The organism is Corallococcus sp. AB038B (assembly GCF_003668955.1).
Taxonomy (GTDB): domain Bacteria; phylum Myxococcota; class Myxococcia; order Myxococcales; family Myxococcaceae; genus Corallococcus; species Corallococcus exiguus.
In genome coordinates this window covers 605,453-621,582 of sequence record NZ_RAWO01000003.1, presented here as the reverse complement: position 1 = coordinate 621,582, position 16,130 = coordinate 605,453, and the positions used below count along the sequence as shown (strand labels likewise).

The following is a 16,130-nucleotide window of genomic DNA, read 5'->3' as shown; positions in this document are numbered from 1 at the left end:
CCCCAGCAGAATGGCGAAGGTCGGGTCCGGGCACCGCCCGCCATCCGTCGAATGCTCGCCGCGTGCGTCGCCGCGGCCCGCCTCGTCATGCACGGGCTCCAATCCGGAACAGCGTGCAGCACGATGCACAGGTGCGCGCCCTCCTGCACACCGGGGCGCTCGTCCTTCCCCTGGGGGGCGGTTGCACGCGCTGGCACATGCGTTGCTCCAACGAGGGCATGGTCGAGCTCATCGCGGTGTTCGTGTGTTTCATCGTCCTTCTGGGGCCCATGCTCTTCGTGTCGGGACTCGTCGTCATGATGAAGGGCTCTGGGACCCGTGGGCGCGTCCTGACGATCCTGGGCGCCACGACGATGGGGCTCGTGTACTGGGCCTACAGTGCAATCAGTCACATGAACTTCTCGAAGGGACGCGTGCTGCGTCTCAAGGGGCGCGCTCGCGTGGCCCGCCGCGCCCTGGGAGACGGCTGGGCGGACGACGCCGCTCCAGAACTCGAAGGGCTCACGCCCTGGCAGCGGACCGTGCTGGGGGAGGCGTGGCTGTACTCCGCGGGCATGGAGCACGCGTCGGTTCCTGCCTTCGCGAAGCTATCGCTCAAGCTCTCCGCCCTGGGCGCGCCCTCGGAGCTGCTGGAGGCGTGTCACCTGGCGGCCCTGGACGAGGTCCGTCATGCCCGGCGGTGCTTCGCGCTCGCCCGGGCCTACTCGGGGCTGCCCTGGAGCGCGGGAATGATTCCGGAGCTGGGCCAGGAACGCCCCCAGCGTCCCAGCCCAGGCGAAGGCGACGAGTGGTCGCGGCTGGTGCGCGGGTCGCTGCTGGATGGGTGCCTGGGTGAAGGACTTGCAGCCAGCGTCGCCGCTGAAGCGTCAAGGCGGGCCAGTGACCCGGTCGTGCGGGAGACCCTGGCGGTCATCGCGGAGGATGAGGGACGGCACGCGGAGCTGGCCTGGGATGTCATTGCCTTCGCCCTGGAGCGGGGCGGCGGCAAGGCGAAGCAGGCACTGCGTCAGGCATTGGATGCGCTGGAGACGCAAAGGACGCCCTCGCTCCCCAGCATCCCGGGAGTCGATGAGTCCTTCCTGGCGCGCAACGGCGTGTTGCCCCAGGCGGAGCTGGGGCGGCTGATGGAGGAATGCATCCAACGGACGCGGGCGAGAGCCATGGGGTCGGAGTACGCCCCGACGCCGGTTACCGCTTGATCCAGCGCGTCGCGGCCCAGGTGGCGAGGAGGCCCAGCGGGAGAAAGGCCGGCGCCACTCGCACGATCCACTCCAAGGTCCAGATGTCCGTGGTCCTGAGGCCCACGAAGCCTACCAACACATAGATGACAACCATCACCAGTTGCGCTCGCCATGTGCATCCCCGCTGATATGCCCCGGTGAGGACGATGCCCGCTCCCACCGCGGCTCCCGCGGGCGCCGAGTGCGCCGCGACGAACAGGGTCAGTTCGAAGAAAGGCATCCATCCCTGAAAGCCAAAGAACATCATCAAGGCGAGGGTCGTCGCGGCGACCGCGTAGGGGATTCCGAGGACCCCACCTTTGAGCATTCCCTTCAGCATCTTCATGCAGCCTCCTGGGATTCGGAGGTTGCACGGAAGCCTCTCCCGCGGGAGTCCGGGTTCCCTGAACGGACCGTTTCCAGCCGCCAGGAGTCGAGAATGCCCGGTGAGTCGCGGCCGCCCGCCTGTACTTCGCGTGTCTTGTCGGGGTGGGGCGTTTCCGCTAGGACCCGGCGGTGGGGGGATTCACGCCGTGCCGAACCGTTCAAAGACCGTCCTCATTGTCGATGATGAAAGGGACCTGCGAGACTGCATCGCCGAGCTCCTGGAGATGTCAGGCTATCGGGTGGCGCAGGCCGCCAACGGGCTGGCTGCCCTGGAGCTGCTTGCCGCCACCCCAAAGCCCGGGATGGTGTTGCTCGACAAGATGATGCCCGTGATGGACGGGTACGAGTTCCTTCTCCAGGTGCGCGGCGATCCCACCTACCGGGAGTTGCCGGTGCTGATGATGACGGCCGACGCCGGCTTCCGGGCGCCGCCGGAGACGCTGGGGCTGCTGCACAAGCCCCTGGACCTCGACAATCTGCTGCGGCTCGTCGGCCAGCACTGTCCCCCCACCTGAGGCTTCAGGCGCGCCTCACTCCAGCAAGGCTTTCGTGCTGGTCCGCGCCTCGAAGCGGCGGAGGAATTCCTTCAGCGGCTCGGCGGTGAACTGCTCGCGGGGAATCCCCGTGGCCTGGATGGCGTGCTCGATGGCCTCGGGGGCGCCTTCCACCTCGACGAGCACGTACCAGGCGATCTCTCGGGTGTCCAACTCCTCTCGCACCTTGTAGCCACGCTCCAGACGGGCGCTGCCCTTCCACGTCAACTCCGTCCATCCCTCGGAGGGTGCCCAATAGGTACGGACCCGCATCCGTCCGGCGCCGCTGTCTGGACGTGTACCGAGCGTGTAGTACCGGTCCACCATCGTTCCCGCGAAGCGCAGTCTTCCGCCCGCGCGCTCGACGTACCCGCGGCGCAGCCGCAGGTCGTCCACGACGCTCTTGAGCTCCACCTCATGCATGGGTGCCATCTTGATGAACACCGATGAGAGCCGCATGGGGATGGGATGAGGCGTTTCTCATTCTGAGGCGAGGATGAAAAGTCTCTCAGAGAGACATTGGCTTGCGGACACGGCCCTCTCGCATCAGGCATGAATCAATACATCCCCGCGCCGTCCGTGTGCCCTCGGGGTGAAAAGGATGCCAGATGCATCGCCGTGAGTGGTCATGGGGCCTGGGGGCGACCCTGATACTCGTGCTCGTGCGGCTGCTCTACGCGGGGCAGGTGGAGTTGGCGCCGCAGGAAGCCTATTACTGGCAATACACGCGCCACCTGGACCTGTCCTATCTGGACCATCCTCCGATGTGCGCCTGGTGGATGGCATTGTCCGTCCGGCTCCTGGGGGACTCGCAGTTCGCGCTGCGCCTGCCCGCCATCCTGTCCTCGGCATTGCTTGGCGGTGTCCTGTATTCACTCGGCAAGCGGTTGTACTCACCCGCTGTCGGGATGCTGACGGCGGTCGCCGCGAACGCCACGGTCCTCTTCGGCCTGGGGGCGGTGGTGATGACGCCGGATGTCCCGCTCGTGCTGTTCTGGGCCGCGGCGCTGCGCGTGCTCTGTGAATTGGTGCTGCCGGATGGACAGGGCCCCGGGCGCCTGGGCTGGCGCTGGTATCTGCTGGGCGTGTTCTGCGGGGGCGCGCTGCTGTCGAAGTACACCGCCGCGCTGCTGCCGCTCCAGGTGCTGGGCACGGCGCTGGTGACACGGCGGGGCCGCGAGGCCCTGGGCACTCCGCATCCCTACGCCGCGTGTCTCCTCATGCTCGCGGTGTTCTCACCGGTGCTGCTCTGGAACCACGCGCATGCCTGGGCCTCCTTCGCGTTCCAGACCACAGGCCGCGCCCGGACGGTGGATGGCTTCCATGGCTACCTCGTGGGCCGCTACCTGGGACTGCAGGCGGTGGCCGTGGGGCCGTTGCTCTACCTGGCGCTGCTGCTGACAGCGGGCGTCCTCGTGCGCCAGGCGTGGAGGGGAGATGACCGCGCGCGGCTGCTGGCCTTCGCCAGCGTGCCGGGACTCGCCCTGTTCACCCTGGTGAGCCCCCTGCACTGGGTGAAGATGAACTGGGTGGCCCCCTCGTACCTGGGCGTGATGGTGGCCGCCGCCGCGGGCGCATGGGCGTTGCGCGAGCACCGGGCCGTGCGCGGCTACGCGGCGTTGAGCGTGGCCGTGGGCGCGGTGCTGATGACGGGCATGTATCTGATGCCTCTTTGCCCGTGGATTCCCTTTCGCGAGCGCGACAACCTGGTGAGCGGCTGGCATGAGCTGGCCAACGCCGTGCAGCGGCACCGCGAGGCGGCCGGCACCCCCGCGCCCATGGTGGTGGGCTGGGGCTACAAGACGGCGAGCGAGCTGGCGTACTACCTGCCCGACCATCCGGAGACCCAGTCCGACTCCGCGCTGGGCGGAGACGGGCTGGCGTATGGCTTCTGGATGGACCGGGTGCGCCCCGGCGCGGACGCCCTCATCGTCGCGGACCTGCGCCAGCCGCTGCGTGACGCGGCGGCGCGGCTGGACGCGCATTGCGCGGCGGTGCGCGAGCTGCCCTCCGTGACGGTCCACCGCGGAGAGCGGACGGTGACGACCTTCAGGCTGTGGTCATGTCAGCGCTGGCATGCTCGGCCGGAAGTGGCGGCCCGTCAGACACCGCCGGTTTCGGGAGGCGCAAGATGAAGCGGCTTTCGCCGTCGACCCTCGAGTAGTCGAGCGTGCCGCCGTGCGCCTCGGCGATGGTCCGCGACACCGCGAGCCCCAGTCCGGTGCCCTCGCCCTGCCGCGATGCGTCCGCCCGGGCGAAGCGCTGGAAGAGCCGGGCCTCGAAGCCTGTGTCCACCCCCTTGCCGTCATCCCCCACGGTGACGAGGACGCCGGTGTCCGTCGCGGCCAGCTCCAGGCGGATGCGCTCGCGGGCGTAGCGGCACGCATTGGACAGCAGGTTGTCCAGCACATGGGTCAACAGGACCGGATTGCCCCGGACCTGCGTGGGGTCGCCCGTCAGCTCCAGCGTCAGGCTCCGGGACTGCGCCGCCAGCAGCTGCTCCGTGCGCTGAAGGGACTGGCGCGCCAGGGCGTGCAACTCCACGGGCTCCAGGGTGATGACCTGCGTGCCGGCATCCGCGCGCGCCAACTGGAGCAGCGCGTCCACCAGGAGGCTGAGCTGGCGGGTCTCATCGAGCACGATGGCCAGCGTGCGGCGGTACTCCTCTGGCGTCCTGTCCCTGCGCAGGCTGACCTCCGTCTCGCCCATGATGATGGTGAGGGGCGTGCGCAGCTCGTGCGCCGCGTCGGAGGTGAAGGAGCGGATGCGCACGAGCGACGCGCGGGCGTCCGAGAGCAGCTCGTTCAGGGTCCCCGCCAGCGTGTCCCACTCGTCTCCGGTTCCCCGGTCGGGCAGGCACAGGTCCAGCTCCGAGGCCCGCGCGGCGCGGACCCGGTCACGGGCTTCACGCAGCGGCGCCAACGCCTTTCGGGCCAGCGCGCCGCCCATCACGATGGACCCCACCACCGCGATGGGCATGCTGAAGACGATGGCGCCCAGGGCCTGTAGCGCTTCGTCGAAGATTCCCTCGTGCAACCACAGGCTGGGGTTCTCGGCGTGCTGGAAGTACTCGCTGGTGGCCAGCACCACCGTCACCAGCACGCCGTAGAGGAGCGTGGTCCCCAGGACGGAGCCGGCGAAGAAGTACGTCAGCTGGGCACGGAGTGAACGCGGGCGCTTCATGCGCGGCTCCGGAGCACGTAGCCCACGCCGCGCACGGTGTGGATGAGCTTGGTGGGGAAGGGCGTGTCCACCTTGGCCCGGAGGTAGCGGATGTAGACCTCCACGACGTTGGAGAAGGTCTCGAAGTCGTGCTCCCACACGGCCTGCACGATGCGGGTCCGGGACACGACCTCGCCCGCGTGCTCGAGCAGGAATTGCAGCAGCGCGTACTCCCGCGCGGTCAGCGGAATCTCCACTCCGGCGCGGATCACCTTCCGCGTGCTGGGGTCCAGGGTCAGGTCCGCATGGCTCAGCAGGGGCGTGGCGCGGTTGTCGACGCGGCGGAGGATGGCGCGGAGGCGCGCCAGCAGCTCATCGAAGGCGAAGGGCTTGATGAGATAGTCGTCCGCGCCGGCATTGAGCGCGCTGATGCGGTCCGCGACCGCGTCCTTCGCGGTGAGCATGAGGATGGGCGTCATGTCCTGCTTCGCGCGCAGCGCCCGCAGCACGTCCAGTCCGGACATGCCGGGCAGCATCCAGTCCAGGATGATGAGCGCGAAGCGCTCGTGGCGCATCAGCTCCTGGGCGTGCGCGCCGTCCACGCACTCGCGCACGCGGAAGCCTTCTTCCGTGAGGCCCCGGGAGATGAAGGCCCGGACCCGCAGTTCGTCTTCGACGATGAGGATGGACACAATGGGATTCCTATCAGCCCGGCCCGGTGGCACGGGGGAATGACAACCGCAGGTGGGCTCCCCTCGGAGAGGGGAGGAACTCCGCGTGGGCCCGGTGGGCCCGGGCGACGAGCGCCACCAGGGACAGGCCAATGCCATGGCCCTGCTTCCCTGCGCGGGCGCTCGGCGTGCGGTAGAAGGGTTCGAAGACGCGCATCGAGTCCTCGGGTGCGATGCCCGGTCCCTCGTCGCGCACGTCGAGGAGCGTGGCGTCCCCGCTCTGCTGGAGGGACACTCGCACGCGCCCGCCGTTGGAGAACTTGAGCGCGTTCTCCACCGCGTTGTCGACGAGCTGTCGCAGCAGGTGGCCATCCCCGGGGATGATGCCCCGGGTCCCGGCGTCGACGTCGATGCGGCGCTGCTCGCCTTCGGGCAGGGCGCGCACGACGTCCTCCACGAGGTCCGACAGGCTCACCGGCTCGGAGAGCGCGAGCTCGCCCTGGGTTCCGTCCGCCAGCACCATCAGCCGCTCCACCAGCACGCCCAGCGACGTCACCGTCCGGAGCATCCGCTCCAGCGCCAGCGCGGTGTCCTGGGGCTGTGGAGTCTCCGCCTGGAGCTCCAGCTCCACCCGCAGCGTGGTCAGGGGCGTGCGCAGCTCATGCGCGGCGTTGGCGGCGAAGCGGCGCGACTGGTCCAGGGCTTCATGGAGGCGCGTGAGCAGGTCCACCAGCGCGGTGCGCACGGCGTTCACTTCTCCGTAGCGGGCCGGGGCATGGAGGGGGGCGGGGAGGGGACCGCCGGGCTGGATGCGTGAGAGCGCCTCGCTCAGCTCCGTGAGGGGCCGGGCCGCCCAGCGCGCCACGCGCCGGCTCACCCCCAGGCTCAACAGGGCCGCGCAGCCCGCGGCGATCAACGCGGCCAGCGGGAGGGAGAGCCGCAAGAGAGGAATGCTTTCCAGCCGCTCCATGGCCACCGCCAGATGCCCGTGGCCCCTGACGCCGCAAAGCCTCACACCCGAGTCGCCCGGGAGCTGGGACCAGTCACATCCATCATGGACGGGGATGCCGGTTGCGCCGCCCAGCCATTCGTCTTCGGAGAACAGGGCGATGTGGATGCCAAAGGCAGCCAACTCCTTCTGTTCATCATGGGCCGCGGCCGCTGCATCCGCGGCTCCCATCCCGGCGGTCTCCTCCACCATGTCCACCGCCGCGTCCCGCAGGCGCCGGTCCTCGCCCGCGAGCAGCAGGCGATAGGCAATCAGCCCGGTGGCTCCGGCCGTGAGCGCGCTGCTGGCCAGGGTGACCACCAGCATGGCGCGCGTCAGCCTGCGCACCATCGAGTCCCTGGGGTGCCCGGTGTCAGCCGCTTCCAAGGCCATACCCCTCGCCGCGCAGCGTGCGCACCACGTCCTCGCCCAGCTTGCGGCGGATTCGCCCGACCAGGACCTCCAGGCTGCTCGCGGCCCCGCTGGTGACCTCGCCCCAGACGGACTCCAGCAGCGCGTCCCGGCCCACGACGCGGTCTCCGTGCGCGGCCAGCATCTCCAGGATGGCCCACTCCCGCGCGGTGACGGGCACGGTGCTGCCAGCGCGGAGCGCCTCCCGCCGGCCGAAGTCGAGCACCACGTCACCCAACTGGACGCGGACGGTGCTGGCCCGCTCCCGTCGCCGTCCGAGTGCGCGCACCCGCGCCCGCAGCTCCGCGATGGCGAAGGGCTTGCCCAGGAAGTCGTCCGCGCCCGCGTCCAGCCCCTCCACCCGCTCGGCTACGCGGTTGTGCGCGGTGAGGATGAGGATGGGTGTCTGGATGCCGTCCTCGCGCAGCTCGCGGCAGAGCGAGAGCCCGGAGCCGTCCGGCAGCCCGATGTCGAGCACGATGACGTCCACCGCGTCCATGAGCGCCTGCCGCGCCTGCTCCACGTCGCCGGCCTGCCGGACGACATGGCCGTCGCGCTCCAGCGCCTGGGTGACGAGGGCGCGCAACTCCTGATGATCATCGACGACGAGGACTCGCATGGCGGGCTTTCGAGTCGGAGCTATACCACTGGCGGGAAGGCTCCGGCCGGAGGCTCCCGGCGTCGTTCAGCCGCCGTTCAACCGGCGCTGGCAGGGTCGCCGCATGCCTTCCCGGTGCAGGCCCCGAAGACCCGACGCTCGCTTGATGCTGCTCGCGTGGCTGCTGCTGGCCACTGCTTGTGCCACCTCGCCCTACGACCGGGCGTGGGTGTCCTCGGAGCTCGCGGCGCGTGCCGCCCCTCTGGGCCCCGGCGCGGACGGGAACCCCTCCCTCCCGCCAGGGCTCACGGACGCGGCGACCCTGGATGAAGGCACGGCCGTCGCCGTCGCCCTCTGGAACAGCGCCGCGCTCCAGGCGGACATGGCCCAGCTCGGCGTCTCGCGGGCCGATTTGGCCGAGGCCGGAGCGCTGCCCAATCCCACGTTCTCCCTGCTGCTGCCCGTGGGCCCCCGGACAATCGAGTCCTCGCTGCTCCTCCCGCTCTTCGCCCTCTGGCAGCGGCCGGCCCGTGTCGCCGCCGCGAAGGCGCAGGTGGAGCAGGTCGCTCGCGGGCTCGTGCAGAACGGCCTGGATGTCGCCCGGGATGTCCGTGTCGCGCACGCGGACTGGGTGCTCGCGGAAGGGCGGCGCGGAGCGTTGGAGGAACTCGCGGGCCTGTGGGGGCGGACGCTGGAGCTGGCCGAGGCGCGCCTGGCCGCGGGAGACGCCAGCCGCGTGGAGGTGGATGCGCTGCGCGCGGAGAAGCTGCTGGCGGAGGACGCCTCACGGCGCGCGCGCACGGAGGTGCTGCTGGCCCGGGAGCGGCTGCGGCTCTTGATGGGCGTGGTGCAGAGCCCGCTGTTCGCGCAGGCCCTTCCGAAGGAATCCCCCCGCGAGTCCCGCACCCTGCGTCCGCTGCCTGAGCTCATGGCGCTGGCGCAGGCCGCCCGGCCGGACGTGCTCGCCACGGAGCTGGGCATCCAGATGGCGGGGAGCCGGCTGGGCTGGGAGAAGGCGCGCATCGTCAACCTGCTCGCGCGGCTGGACGTGAAGCCGTCGACGTCCGCGAACGGCTCGCCCCAGGCGCTGTGGGTGCCGGGCGCGCAGTTGGACGTTCCCATCTTCAACTGGAACCCCGGGGGCGTCGGACGCGCGGAGGCGGAGCTGATGCGCGCCTCTGCTCGCTATGTGCTCTTGCGGCAGCAGGTCGCGAACGAGGTCCTCGTGGCCCGTGAGCGCGTGCTCCAGGCGTCCACGTCACTCGATGCATTCCAGGCGGACATCCTCCCGGCGCTGACGGCCGCGAGCGACGGCGCGCGGAAGTCCTTCGACGCCGGGGATGCGCCGTACGTGTTGGTGCTGGATGCCCTGCGCCGGTTGGCCGACGCGAGGCTCCGCACCCTTGAACTCGACGCGGACCTGCGCCGCGCGCTCGCCCAGCTGGACCGGGGTCTGGGCAAACAGGGAGTGGCTCATGAATAGGTTTGTCCGGCTGATGGCCGTCACCGGTTTTGTCGCCCCATCGCTCGCCTGCCAGGAGCAGAAGCCCGCGGCGCCACCGCCCGCCGCTGCGGTGAGTTCCCACGTGACGGAGGCCTCGCTGGCAACGGTGACGCTCCAGCCCCAGGCGGAGGCGCGGCTGGACCTGCGCGTCCAGCCGGTGGAGAAGCGCAGCGCGGAGCGGCGGCGGATGCTGGGCGGCGAGGTCGTCGTCCCGTCTGGCAATGCGCTGGTGGTGACCGCGCCCGTGGCGGGCGGCGTCGTGGCGGAGGGCGGCACCGCGCTGCGTCCCGGGGCCACGGTGAAGCGGGGCGACGTGCTGTTGCGGCTGGTGCCGCTCGCTACCGTGGACCGGGACCTGCTTGCCCAGGCGCGCAGGGCGGCGGACGTGGCCCGTGCCCGCGACGAGGTCTCGGCGGAACGGCTCGCCCGCGCGGAGCGGGTGCTCGCGGATGGCGCGGGCACGGCGCGCGCCGTCGAGGAGGCCAGGGCCGAGCGCGCCGTCGCCGGGTCGGAGCTGGCGGCCGCGCGCACGCGGCTGGAGCTGGTGAGCCGCTCACCGCTGGAGTCGGACGTCAGCATGCGCATCCTCGCGCCGCGCGACGGCGTCCTGCGCCAGGTGTCGGTCGCGCCCGGGCAGACCGTTACGGCGGGAGCGCCTCTCTTCGAGGTCGTGGGCGTCACCGCGAACTGGGTGCGCGTGCCCCTCTTCGTCGACGAGGTCCACCGCGTGAAACCGGACGTGCCCGTGCGCGTGCACGCGCTGCTGTCCGGCCAGGACGAGGGCGTGGAGGCGCTGCCGGTGATGGGACCGCCCAGCGCGGATCCGGTCTCCGCCACGGTGGACCGTTTCTATGAACTGCCCGCGTCCGCGCGCTTCGCGCCGGGCCAGCGTGTCGGGGTGTCGCTGCGCTTCGACGCGGGAGAAGCGCTCCTCGCCGTGCCTGCGTCCGCCGTCGTCTACGACGCGCTGGGCGGCGCCTGGGTCTACGTGCGGGAGGCGGAGCACGTCTACGCCCGCAGTCGCGTGGACGTCGTGCGCCAGGAGGGCACGGACCTGCTGCTCGGACGGGGACCCCGCGAGGGCACCCCCGTGGTGACGGTGGGCGCGGCGGAACTGTTCGGCACGGAGTTCGGTGCGGGCCACTGAGGAAGACCTGATTCCAACATGCACAAGCTCATCTCCGCCTGCCTCCACTTCCGGATCATCCCCATCGCCGCGGCGGTCCTGCTGCTCATCCTGGGCTACGCGAGCCTTCGCGGCATGCCGCTGGATGTCTTCCCCGAGTTCGCTCCACCGCTGGTGGAGATCCAGACGGAGGTCCCCGGCCTCTCCAGCCTGGAGGTGGAGAAGCTGATCACCACGCCCCTGGAGAACGGTCTCGCGGGCGTCCCCGCGCTGAAGACGCTGCGCTCCAAGTCCGTGCTGGGCCTGTCGTCCGTGGTGCTCATCTTCGAGCGGGGCTCGGACCTGTTCCGGGCACGGCAGTTGGTGCAGGAGCGGCTGGCTCGCATCGCAACCACGCTGCCCTCGGTGGCGCGCCCGCCGGTGATGCTCTCCCCCGTGTCGGCGACGAGCCGCGTCCTCAAGGTCGGCCTGCGCTCCGACACGTTGGATCGGATGGCGCTGTCGGACGTGGCGCGGTGGACCCTCCGCCCCCGGCTGATGGGCATCCCCGGCGTGGCGAACGTCGCCATCTGGGGACAGCGGGATCGCCAGTTCCAGGTGAAGGTGGATCCGGAACGGCTGCGCGCCGCGAACGTCACCCTGGACGACGTCCTGCGCGTCGCGCGCGATGCGAGCCTTCCGTCCTCGGGAGGCTTCATCGACACGCCCAACCAGCGGCTGGCGGTCAGCCTGCCGGGCTCCACCACGCTGGCCGCGCTGGAGGACGTGCCCGTGGCCTTCCGCAACGGAGCCTCCATCCGGCTTGCGGACGTGGCCACGGTGCAGGAGGGACATCCACCGCCCATCGGCGAGGGCATCGTCGACGACACGGCCGGCATCCTCCTCATCATCGAGAAGCAGCCCTGGGGCAACACGCTGGAGGTCACCGAGCAGGTGGAGTCCGCGCTCGAACAGATGCGTCCGGCGCTCCAGGGCGTCACCGTGGTGCCGGGCATCTTCCGTCCGGCGACCTTCATCGAGACCGCGGTGGGCAACCTCCGGCACGCCGTGCTGGTGGGCTGCGTGATGGTCATCGTCGTCCTCTTCGCCTTCCTCCAGGACGTGCGCACGGCGGCCATCAGCCTGGTGGCGATTCCGCTGTCCCTGGTGGGCGCCATCGTCGCGCTGCGGCTGGTGGGGGCCACCCTGGACACCATGGTGCTCGCGGGCCTGGTGCTGGCGCTGGGCGAGGTGGTGGATGACGCCATCATCGACGTGGAGAACGTGCAGCGGCGCCTGGCGGAGAACCGGGCGCTGGGCCATCCGCGCTCCGCCTTCCAGGTGGTGCTCGACGCGTCTCTGGAGGTCCGCAGCGCCGTCGTCTACGCGACCATCATCGTCGTCCTCGTCTTCCTGCCGGTGTTCCTGCTGGAGGGCGTGAGCGGCGCCTTCTTCCGTCCGCTCGCGGTGGCGTACGTGCTGGCGGTGGGCGCCTCCATGGCGGTCGCGCTCACGCTGACCCCGGTGCTGTGTCTGCTGTTCCTGACAGGGAAGGGCGAGGAGCACACGCCGCGGCTGGGCGGCTGGCTGCGCGAGCGCATCCGCCCGCTCGTCGCCTGGATGATGGACCGGCCCCGGGTGGCGGTGCGAAGCGTCATCGCCGTGCTGCTGGGAGGAGGCATCCTCGCGGCGATGCTGGGCGAGGGCTTCCTCCCGCACTTCCAGGAGTCCGACTTCCTCATGCACTGGGTGGCCAAGCCGGGGACGTCCGGAGACGCGGTCCTCCGCACGGCGCTGCGGGCCAGCGAGGAGCTGCGGGCCATCCCGGGCGTCCGCCACTTCGGCGCGCACATCGGCCGAGCGGAGGTGGCCGACGAGGTGGTGGGCCCCAACTTCGCGGAGCTGTGGATCAGCCTGGACGCCGTCGACGACTACCCGGCCACCGTGCAGCGCATCCATGAAGTGGTGGAGGGCTACCCCGGCCTCTATCGCGACGTGCAGACGTACCTCCAGGAGCGCATCAAGGAGGTGCTCAGCGGCGCCAGCGGCTCCATCGTGGTGCGCGCCTCGGGGCCCGACCTGGACGTGCTGCGCTCGAAGGCGCGCGACATCGAGGCGAAGCTGCGAGGCATCCCCGGCGTGGTGAACCTCAAGGTGGAGCCGCAGGTGCTGGTGCCGCAGGTCCAGCTGCGGTTGGATCCGGAGGCGGGGCGCCGGCTGGGACTCACTCCGGGTGACGTGCAGCGCGCGGTGTCCACGCTGCTGCAAGGCACCAAGGTGGGAGAGGTCTACCGCGACGAGCGCACCCTGGACGTCGTCGTTTGGGGCGAGGACTCCGTGCGCCAGGACGTGGCCGCGGTGCAGGCGCTGCGCCTGCGGGCTCCCTCGGGCATGCCCTACCGGCTGGGCGACGTGGCGCGGGTGGAGCTCGTGTCCGTGCCCAACATCATCCAGCACGAGGGCGCTTCACGCCGGCTGGACATCACCTGCGATGCCCAGGGACGGGCGCTGGGCGCGGTGGTCACCGACATCCGGGCCGCGCTCTCCGGCCTGGACTGGCCCACTGGCCACCACGCGGAGGTCCTGGGCGAGTACGCGGAGCGCGAGGGTGCGCGCACGCAGCTGTTGGGCTTCTCCATGCTCGCGGTGTTGGGCATCGCCCTGGTGCTCTACCTGGACTTCCAGTCGGGCAGGCTCGTGGCCTTCACGCTGGGGACGCTGCCCTTCGCGCTGGTGGGCGGAGTGGTGGGCGTGCTGCTCACCGGTGGAATCGTCTCGCTGGGCTCACTCGTGGGGTTCGTCACCGTGCTGGGCGTCGCCGCGCGCAACGGCATCCTCCTGGTGAGCCACTACCGCCACCTGGAGGCCAGCGAGGGCGTCCCGTTCGGCCGCGAGCTCGTCTTGCGCGGGACGCTGGAGCGGCTCCAGCCCATGGCGATGACGACGCTGACGACAGCCCTGGCGCTCGTCCCACTGGTGATGGGAGGCCTGAAGCCCGGGCAGGAGATTGAACACCCCATGGCCGTCGTCATCCTCGGAGGGCTGTTCTCCTCCGCCGTGCTCAACGTGCTGCTCGTCCCCTCCCTGTACCTGCGCTTCGGGAGGGGAGCCGCCGCCCGCGTTAGAGCTGAACCTTGAAGCCGCCAATGAGCATGCGGGGCGCGTTGGGGCGCGCTCCGTACGGCCGGCGGCCGACGATGACGGCCTCGTCCAGGAGGTTGCGGCCGCTCACGTAGAGCTGCCCCCAGCGGGTGATGTTCCAGTTGGCGTTCACGTCGAACGTCAACAGGGCTCCCGTCTTCAGTCCCTCGGGGATTTCGCCCTGGCCCGCCTGCTCGCGCATGCTGCTCAGGAAGGTGGAGCTGATGAAGGCGCCCCAGCGCGCGCCCTCCACGCCAATCGAGGCGAAGAGCTGGTGGTTGGGCACGTACGGCAGCTCGTCTCCCGCCACCACGTTGCCGAACTGCGGATCCGCCGAACGGAAGTCGTTGAGCAGCTTCGTGCGCGTGAACGTGTACGCCACCGTCAGCGGGAAGGTGATGCCGCCGCCCGGGCGGAAGGTCTTCTCCGCGTAGGCCTCCAGGCCGTAGATGTTCGCCTCGCCCGCGTCCACCTGGCGGTCCAGGTTGTCGTTGAAGCAGCCGTTGGAGAACGTGCAGACGTCGGTGAGGTTGGAGTAGTCGTTGAAGAAGCCCACCACCTCGAAGCGTTCACTGCGCCGCGACCAGCGCGCGCCGGCCTCGTAGTTGATGCTCTTCTCCGGGCCCACGGCCTGGGGCTGGCCCGGCGCGGGCGGAGAGAAGCCCCGGTAGGCGCCGGCGAACAGGCCCAGCGCGGGGTTGAGCGCGCCGTACACGCCCACGCCCGGCATCAGCGCCTCCAGCGACCCGTTCTGGGTCGTGCTCTCCAGCTTGTCCACGGACTTGGAGCGGATGACCTCCAGCCGCACGCCCGGCGTCACCACCAGGGGCCCCCAGGCGATGGCGTCCGTCGCGTGCAGCGCGAGCGCGTGCGTGGAGTCCTTGTTGTCGGCGGTGACCTCCGTGGCGCCGCCCTCGGCGACCAGCTCGCCGGACACCATGCGGAAGCCGTCCTGCGTATGGCGCCGGTCGATGCTGTCGAAGTGGTAGCGCACGCCGAACTCGACGTTGTGCGACAGCGCGCCCGTCCGCGCCGACCAGCGGGCGACGCTCTGGAGGCCCTGGTTCACGAAGACGCGGTAGTTGGGCCCGATGAGGATGGTCTCTCCCGGCGTGGACGAGTCCTGCTCGCCGGTGAGCACGCTGTAGTAGATGGCGTTGCGCGCGCTGGTGGGGTCCGCGAGCACGTCGGAGATGCTGATGCCGCGGAAGCCATTCACCTTGCGCCAGCTGCGGTCCAGGTCCTGGCGGTACAGCGACGTCGTCACCGTGATGTCGCGCCCCTCCAGCACGTGGCTGAGCACCGCCTGGGTGCGGTGCCACCGCATGTGGTCGAACTGGCTGGCCTTGTAGCGGCGCAGCGGGTTCGCCGCGAAGTCCGCGTCCGACAGGCCCAGGTACGTCTCGTTGGAGCCCTCGTCGGAGTAGCCCAGCTTGAGCTGGAGCGTCTGGCGCAGGTCGCCGTCCGGCACCAGCCGGTAGCGCGCCTTGGCCATCCACTCGTTGCGGTGGAAGCCGGTGGTGGCGTCGCTGTTGTCCAGGTCCTTGAACCCGCTGCTGCGCAGGTGGATGCCTTCGATGAGGAAGCCCGCGCGCTCGGTGCTGGCGCCGAAGAAGCCGTGCGCCTTGCCATAGAGGTACTGCCCGCCCGCGACGTCCAGGCCGAACGCCTCCTGCGCGGGGATGTCCCGCGTGATGAGGTCCACGGAGCCGCCCACCGTCTGCGGGCCCTGCTGCACGGAGGACGGGCCCTTGAGCACGCGCACCGACTGCATGCGGGTCATCAGGGGGAAGTAATACGCGGCGGGCGCGGAGTACGGCGCCGGCCCGAAGAGGATGCCGTCCTCCAGCAGGGTGACCTTCTTGCTGCGGTCCGGGTTGACGCCGCGCAGGCCCAGGTTGGGCCGCAGGCCGAAGCCGTCCTCGCCACGGCCGTACACGCCCGGCACGGACTGGAGGATGGCCTGGGGGTCGTCCAGTTCGTAGCGCTGGAGCTTCTCCGGAGTGAGGATGTGGATGGATCCGCTCGTCTTCGCCTCGGACGTGCCCACCACGACGCTCTCGAAGCGGCGGTTGTCCACGGGCGGCGTCCCGTCGAGGGGCGCATCGGCCGGAACGGCTCCCGCCACGGCGGGCTCCGGCTGCGCGGGCTCTGACGGCGCGGGCTCGGTGACGGGGGCGGAGACGGACGGCTCACCGGCGGTGGCCGGAGCGGGCTCTTCGGTGGGCGGGGCAGGGGGCTCGGACGCGGCCGGCGGCGGTGCCAGCGGAGCCTCGGCCGGAGCCTGCGGAGACTCTGGTGGGGGCGGCGGCGTCTGGGCCGGGGCCGACGAGGAGACAACGAAGGAAACGACGGCGACTGCCCAGGTCGGTGCACCCATGAGGACGAAGACTCCCGGAGGAACGTGCGA

Annotated in this window: 13 protein-coding genes; 6 read left to right on the top strand and 7 right to left on the bottom strand. The window is 70.6% G+C overall.

The annotated features are described in order from the left end of the window. Positions 1-131: 131 nt before the first annotated feature. Positions 132-1,199, top strand: coding sequence for a ferritin-like domain-containing protein (locus D7Y04_RS18720; protein WP_233601486.1), 1,068 nt, complete (start codon positions 132-134; stop codon positions 1,197-1,199). Here the strand turns inward: D7Y04_RS18720 and D7Y04_RS18715 are convergent. After that, positions 1,189-1,566, bottom strand: coding sequence for a hypothetical protein (locus D7Y04_RS18715; protein ID WP_121760197.1), 378 nt, complete (start codon positions 1,564-1,566; stop codon positions 1,189-1,191). The genes D7Y04_RS18720 and D7Y04_RS18715 overlap by 11 nt on opposite strands. 187 nt (positions 1,567-1,753) lie before the next feature. Here D7Y04_RS18715 and D7Y04_RS18710 point away from each other — a divergent pair, with 187 nt between their 5' ends. Further along, positions 1,754-2,122, top strand: a complete 369-nt coding sequence (locus D7Y04_RS18710; RefSeq protein WP_233601485.1) for a response regulator — start codon at positions 1,754-1,756, stop codon at positions 2,120-2,122. 15 nt (positions 2,123-2,137) lie between these two features. Here the strand turns inward: D7Y04_RS18710 and D7Y04_RS18705 are convergent, their stop codons facing one another. After that, positions 2,138-2,563: a hypothetical protein gene (locus D7Y04_RS18705; RefSeq protein WP_147454391.1), complete on the bottom strand. Its 426-nt coding sequence runs from the start codon at positions 2,561-2,563 to the stop codon at positions 2,138-2,140. A gap of 185 nt (positions 2,564-2,748) precedes the next feature. Here D7Y04_RS18705 and D7Y04_RS18700 point away from each other — a divergent pair, with 185 nt between their 5' ends. Further along, the gene (locus tag D7Y04_RS18700) at positions 2,749-4,275 is read left to right on the top strand and encodes a glycosyltransferase family 39 protein (protein ID WP_121760196.1); all 1,527 of its coding nucleotides are present in this window, start codon (positions 2,749-2,751) and stop codon (positions 4,273-4,275) included. Here the strand turns inward: D7Y04_RS18700 and D7Y04_RS18695 are convergent. The 4 genes from D7Y04_RS18695 to D7Y04_RS18675 are packed head-to-tail and all read right to left on the bottom strand — an operon-like array spanning position 4,190 to position 7,991. Then, positions 4,190-5,323: a sensor histidine kinase KdpD gene (locus tag D7Y04_RS18695; RefSeq protein WP_121760195.1), complete on the bottom strand. Its 1,134-nt coding sequence runs from the start codon at positions 5,321-5,323 to the stop codon at positions 4,190-4,192. The two genes, D7Y04_RS18700 and D7Y04_RS18695, sit on opposite strands and share 86 nt — an antisense overlap. Beyond that, positions 5,320-5,994, bottom strand: coding sequence for a response regulator transcription factor (locus D7Y04_RS18690; protein WP_121760194.1), 675 nt, complete (start codon positions 5,992-5,994; stop codon positions 5,320-5,322). Before D7Y04_RS18690 ends, D7Y04_RS18695 begins: the two co-directional genes overlap by 4 nt. Positions 5,995-6,007: 13 nt before the next feature. Further along, positions 6,008-7,348, bottom strand: coding sequence for a HAMP domain-containing sensor histidine kinase (locus D7Y04_RS18685; RefSeq protein ID WP_158627550.1), 1,341 nt, complete (start codon positions 7,346-7,348; stop codon positions 6,008-6,010). Next, on the bottom strand, positions 7,335-7,991 hold the full coding sequence (locus D7Y04_RS18675) for a response regulator transcription factor (protein WP_120593284.1): 657 nt from the start codon (positions 7,989-7,991) through the stop codon (positions 7,335-7,337). The genes D7Y04_RS18685 and D7Y04_RS18675 overlap by 14 nt, the downstream gene beginning before the upstream one ends. A 145-nt stretch (positions 7,992-8,136) precedes the next feature. Here D7Y04_RS18675 and D7Y04_RS18670 point away from each other — a divergent pair, with 145 nt between their 5' ends. From D7Y04_RS18670 to D7Y04_RS18660, 3 genes are read left to right on the top strand one after another with little or no spacing between them, the layout of a single operon-like run. Next, positions 8,137-9,453 (top strand): TolC family protein, encoded by a 1,317-nt coding sequence (locus D7Y04_RS18670; protein ID WP_233601499.1) that lies wholly within the window; start codon positions 8,137-8,139, stop codon positions 9,451-9,453. Next, the gene (locus D7Y04_RS18665; protein WP_158627548.1) at positions 9,446-10,621 is read left to right on the top strand and encodes an efflux RND transporter periplasmic adaptor subunit; all 1,176 of its coding nucleotides are present in this window, start codon (positions 9,446-9,448) and stop codon (positions 10,619-10,621) included. Before D7Y04_RS18670 ends, D7Y04_RS18665 begins: the two co-directional genes overlap by 8 nt. 18 nt (positions 10,622-10,639) lie before the next feature. Next, on the top strand, positions 10,640-13,717 hold the full coding sequence (locus D7Y04_RS18660; RefSeq protein WP_121760190.1) for an efflux RND transporter permease subunit: 3,078 nt from the start codon (positions 10,640-10,642) through the stop codon (positions 13,715-13,717). Here D7Y04_RS18660 and D7Y04_RS18655 read toward each other — a convergent pair. After that, positions 13,701-16,100 carry a TonB-dependent receptor domain-containing protein gene (locus tag D7Y04_RS18655; protein WP_121760269.1) on the bottom strand — a complete coding sequence of 800 codons (2,400 nt, stop codon included), beginning with the start codon at positions 16,098-16,100 and terminating at the stop codon, positions 13,701-13,703. The genes D7Y04_RS18660 and D7Y04_RS18655 overlap by 17 nt on opposite strands. Between the last annotated feature and the right edge of the window lie 30 nt (positions 16,101-16,130).

Excerpts from the sequence above, each read along its gene's own strand:
- D7Y04_RS18695 (WP_121760195.1), bottom strand. The coding sequence starts at position 5,323 with ATGAAGCGCCCGCGTTCACTCCGTGCCCAGCTGACGTACTTCTTCGCC.
- D7Y04_RS18665 (WP_158627548.1), top strand. The coding sequence starts at position 9,446 with ATGAATAGGTTTGTCCGGCTGATGGCCGTCACCGGTTTTGTCGCCCCA.
- D7Y04_RS18675 (WP_120593284.1), bottom strand. The coding sequence starts at position 7,991 with ATGCGAGTCCTCGTCGTCGATGATCATCAGGAGTTGCGCGCCCTCGTC.
- D7Y04_RS18670 (WP_233601499.1), top strand. The coding sequence starts at position 8,137 with ATGCTGCTCGCGTGGCTGCTGCTGGCCACTGCTTGTGCCACCTCGCCC.
- D7Y04_RS18700 (WP_121760196.1), top strand. The coding sequence starts at position 2,749 with ATGCATCGCCGTGAGTGGTCATGGGGCCTGGGGGCGACCCTGATACTC.
- D7Y04_RS18660 (WP_121760190.1), top strand. The coding sequence starts at position 10,640 with ATGCACAAGCTCATCTCCGCCTGCCTCCACTTCCGGATCATCCCCATC.
- D7Y04_RS18705 (WP_147454391.1), bottom strand. The coding sequence starts at position 2,563 with ATGCATGAGGTGGAGCTCAAGAGCGTCGTGGACGACCTGCGGCTGCGC.
- D7Y04_RS18715 (WP_121760197.1), bottom strand. The coding sequence starts at position 1,566 with ATGAAGATGCTGAAGGGAATGCTCAAAGGTGGGGTCCTCGGAATCCCC.
- D7Y04_RS18655 (WP_121760269.1), bottom strand. The coding sequence starts at position 16,100 with ATGGGTGCACCGACCTGGGCAGTCGCCGTCGTTTCCTTCGTTGTCTCC.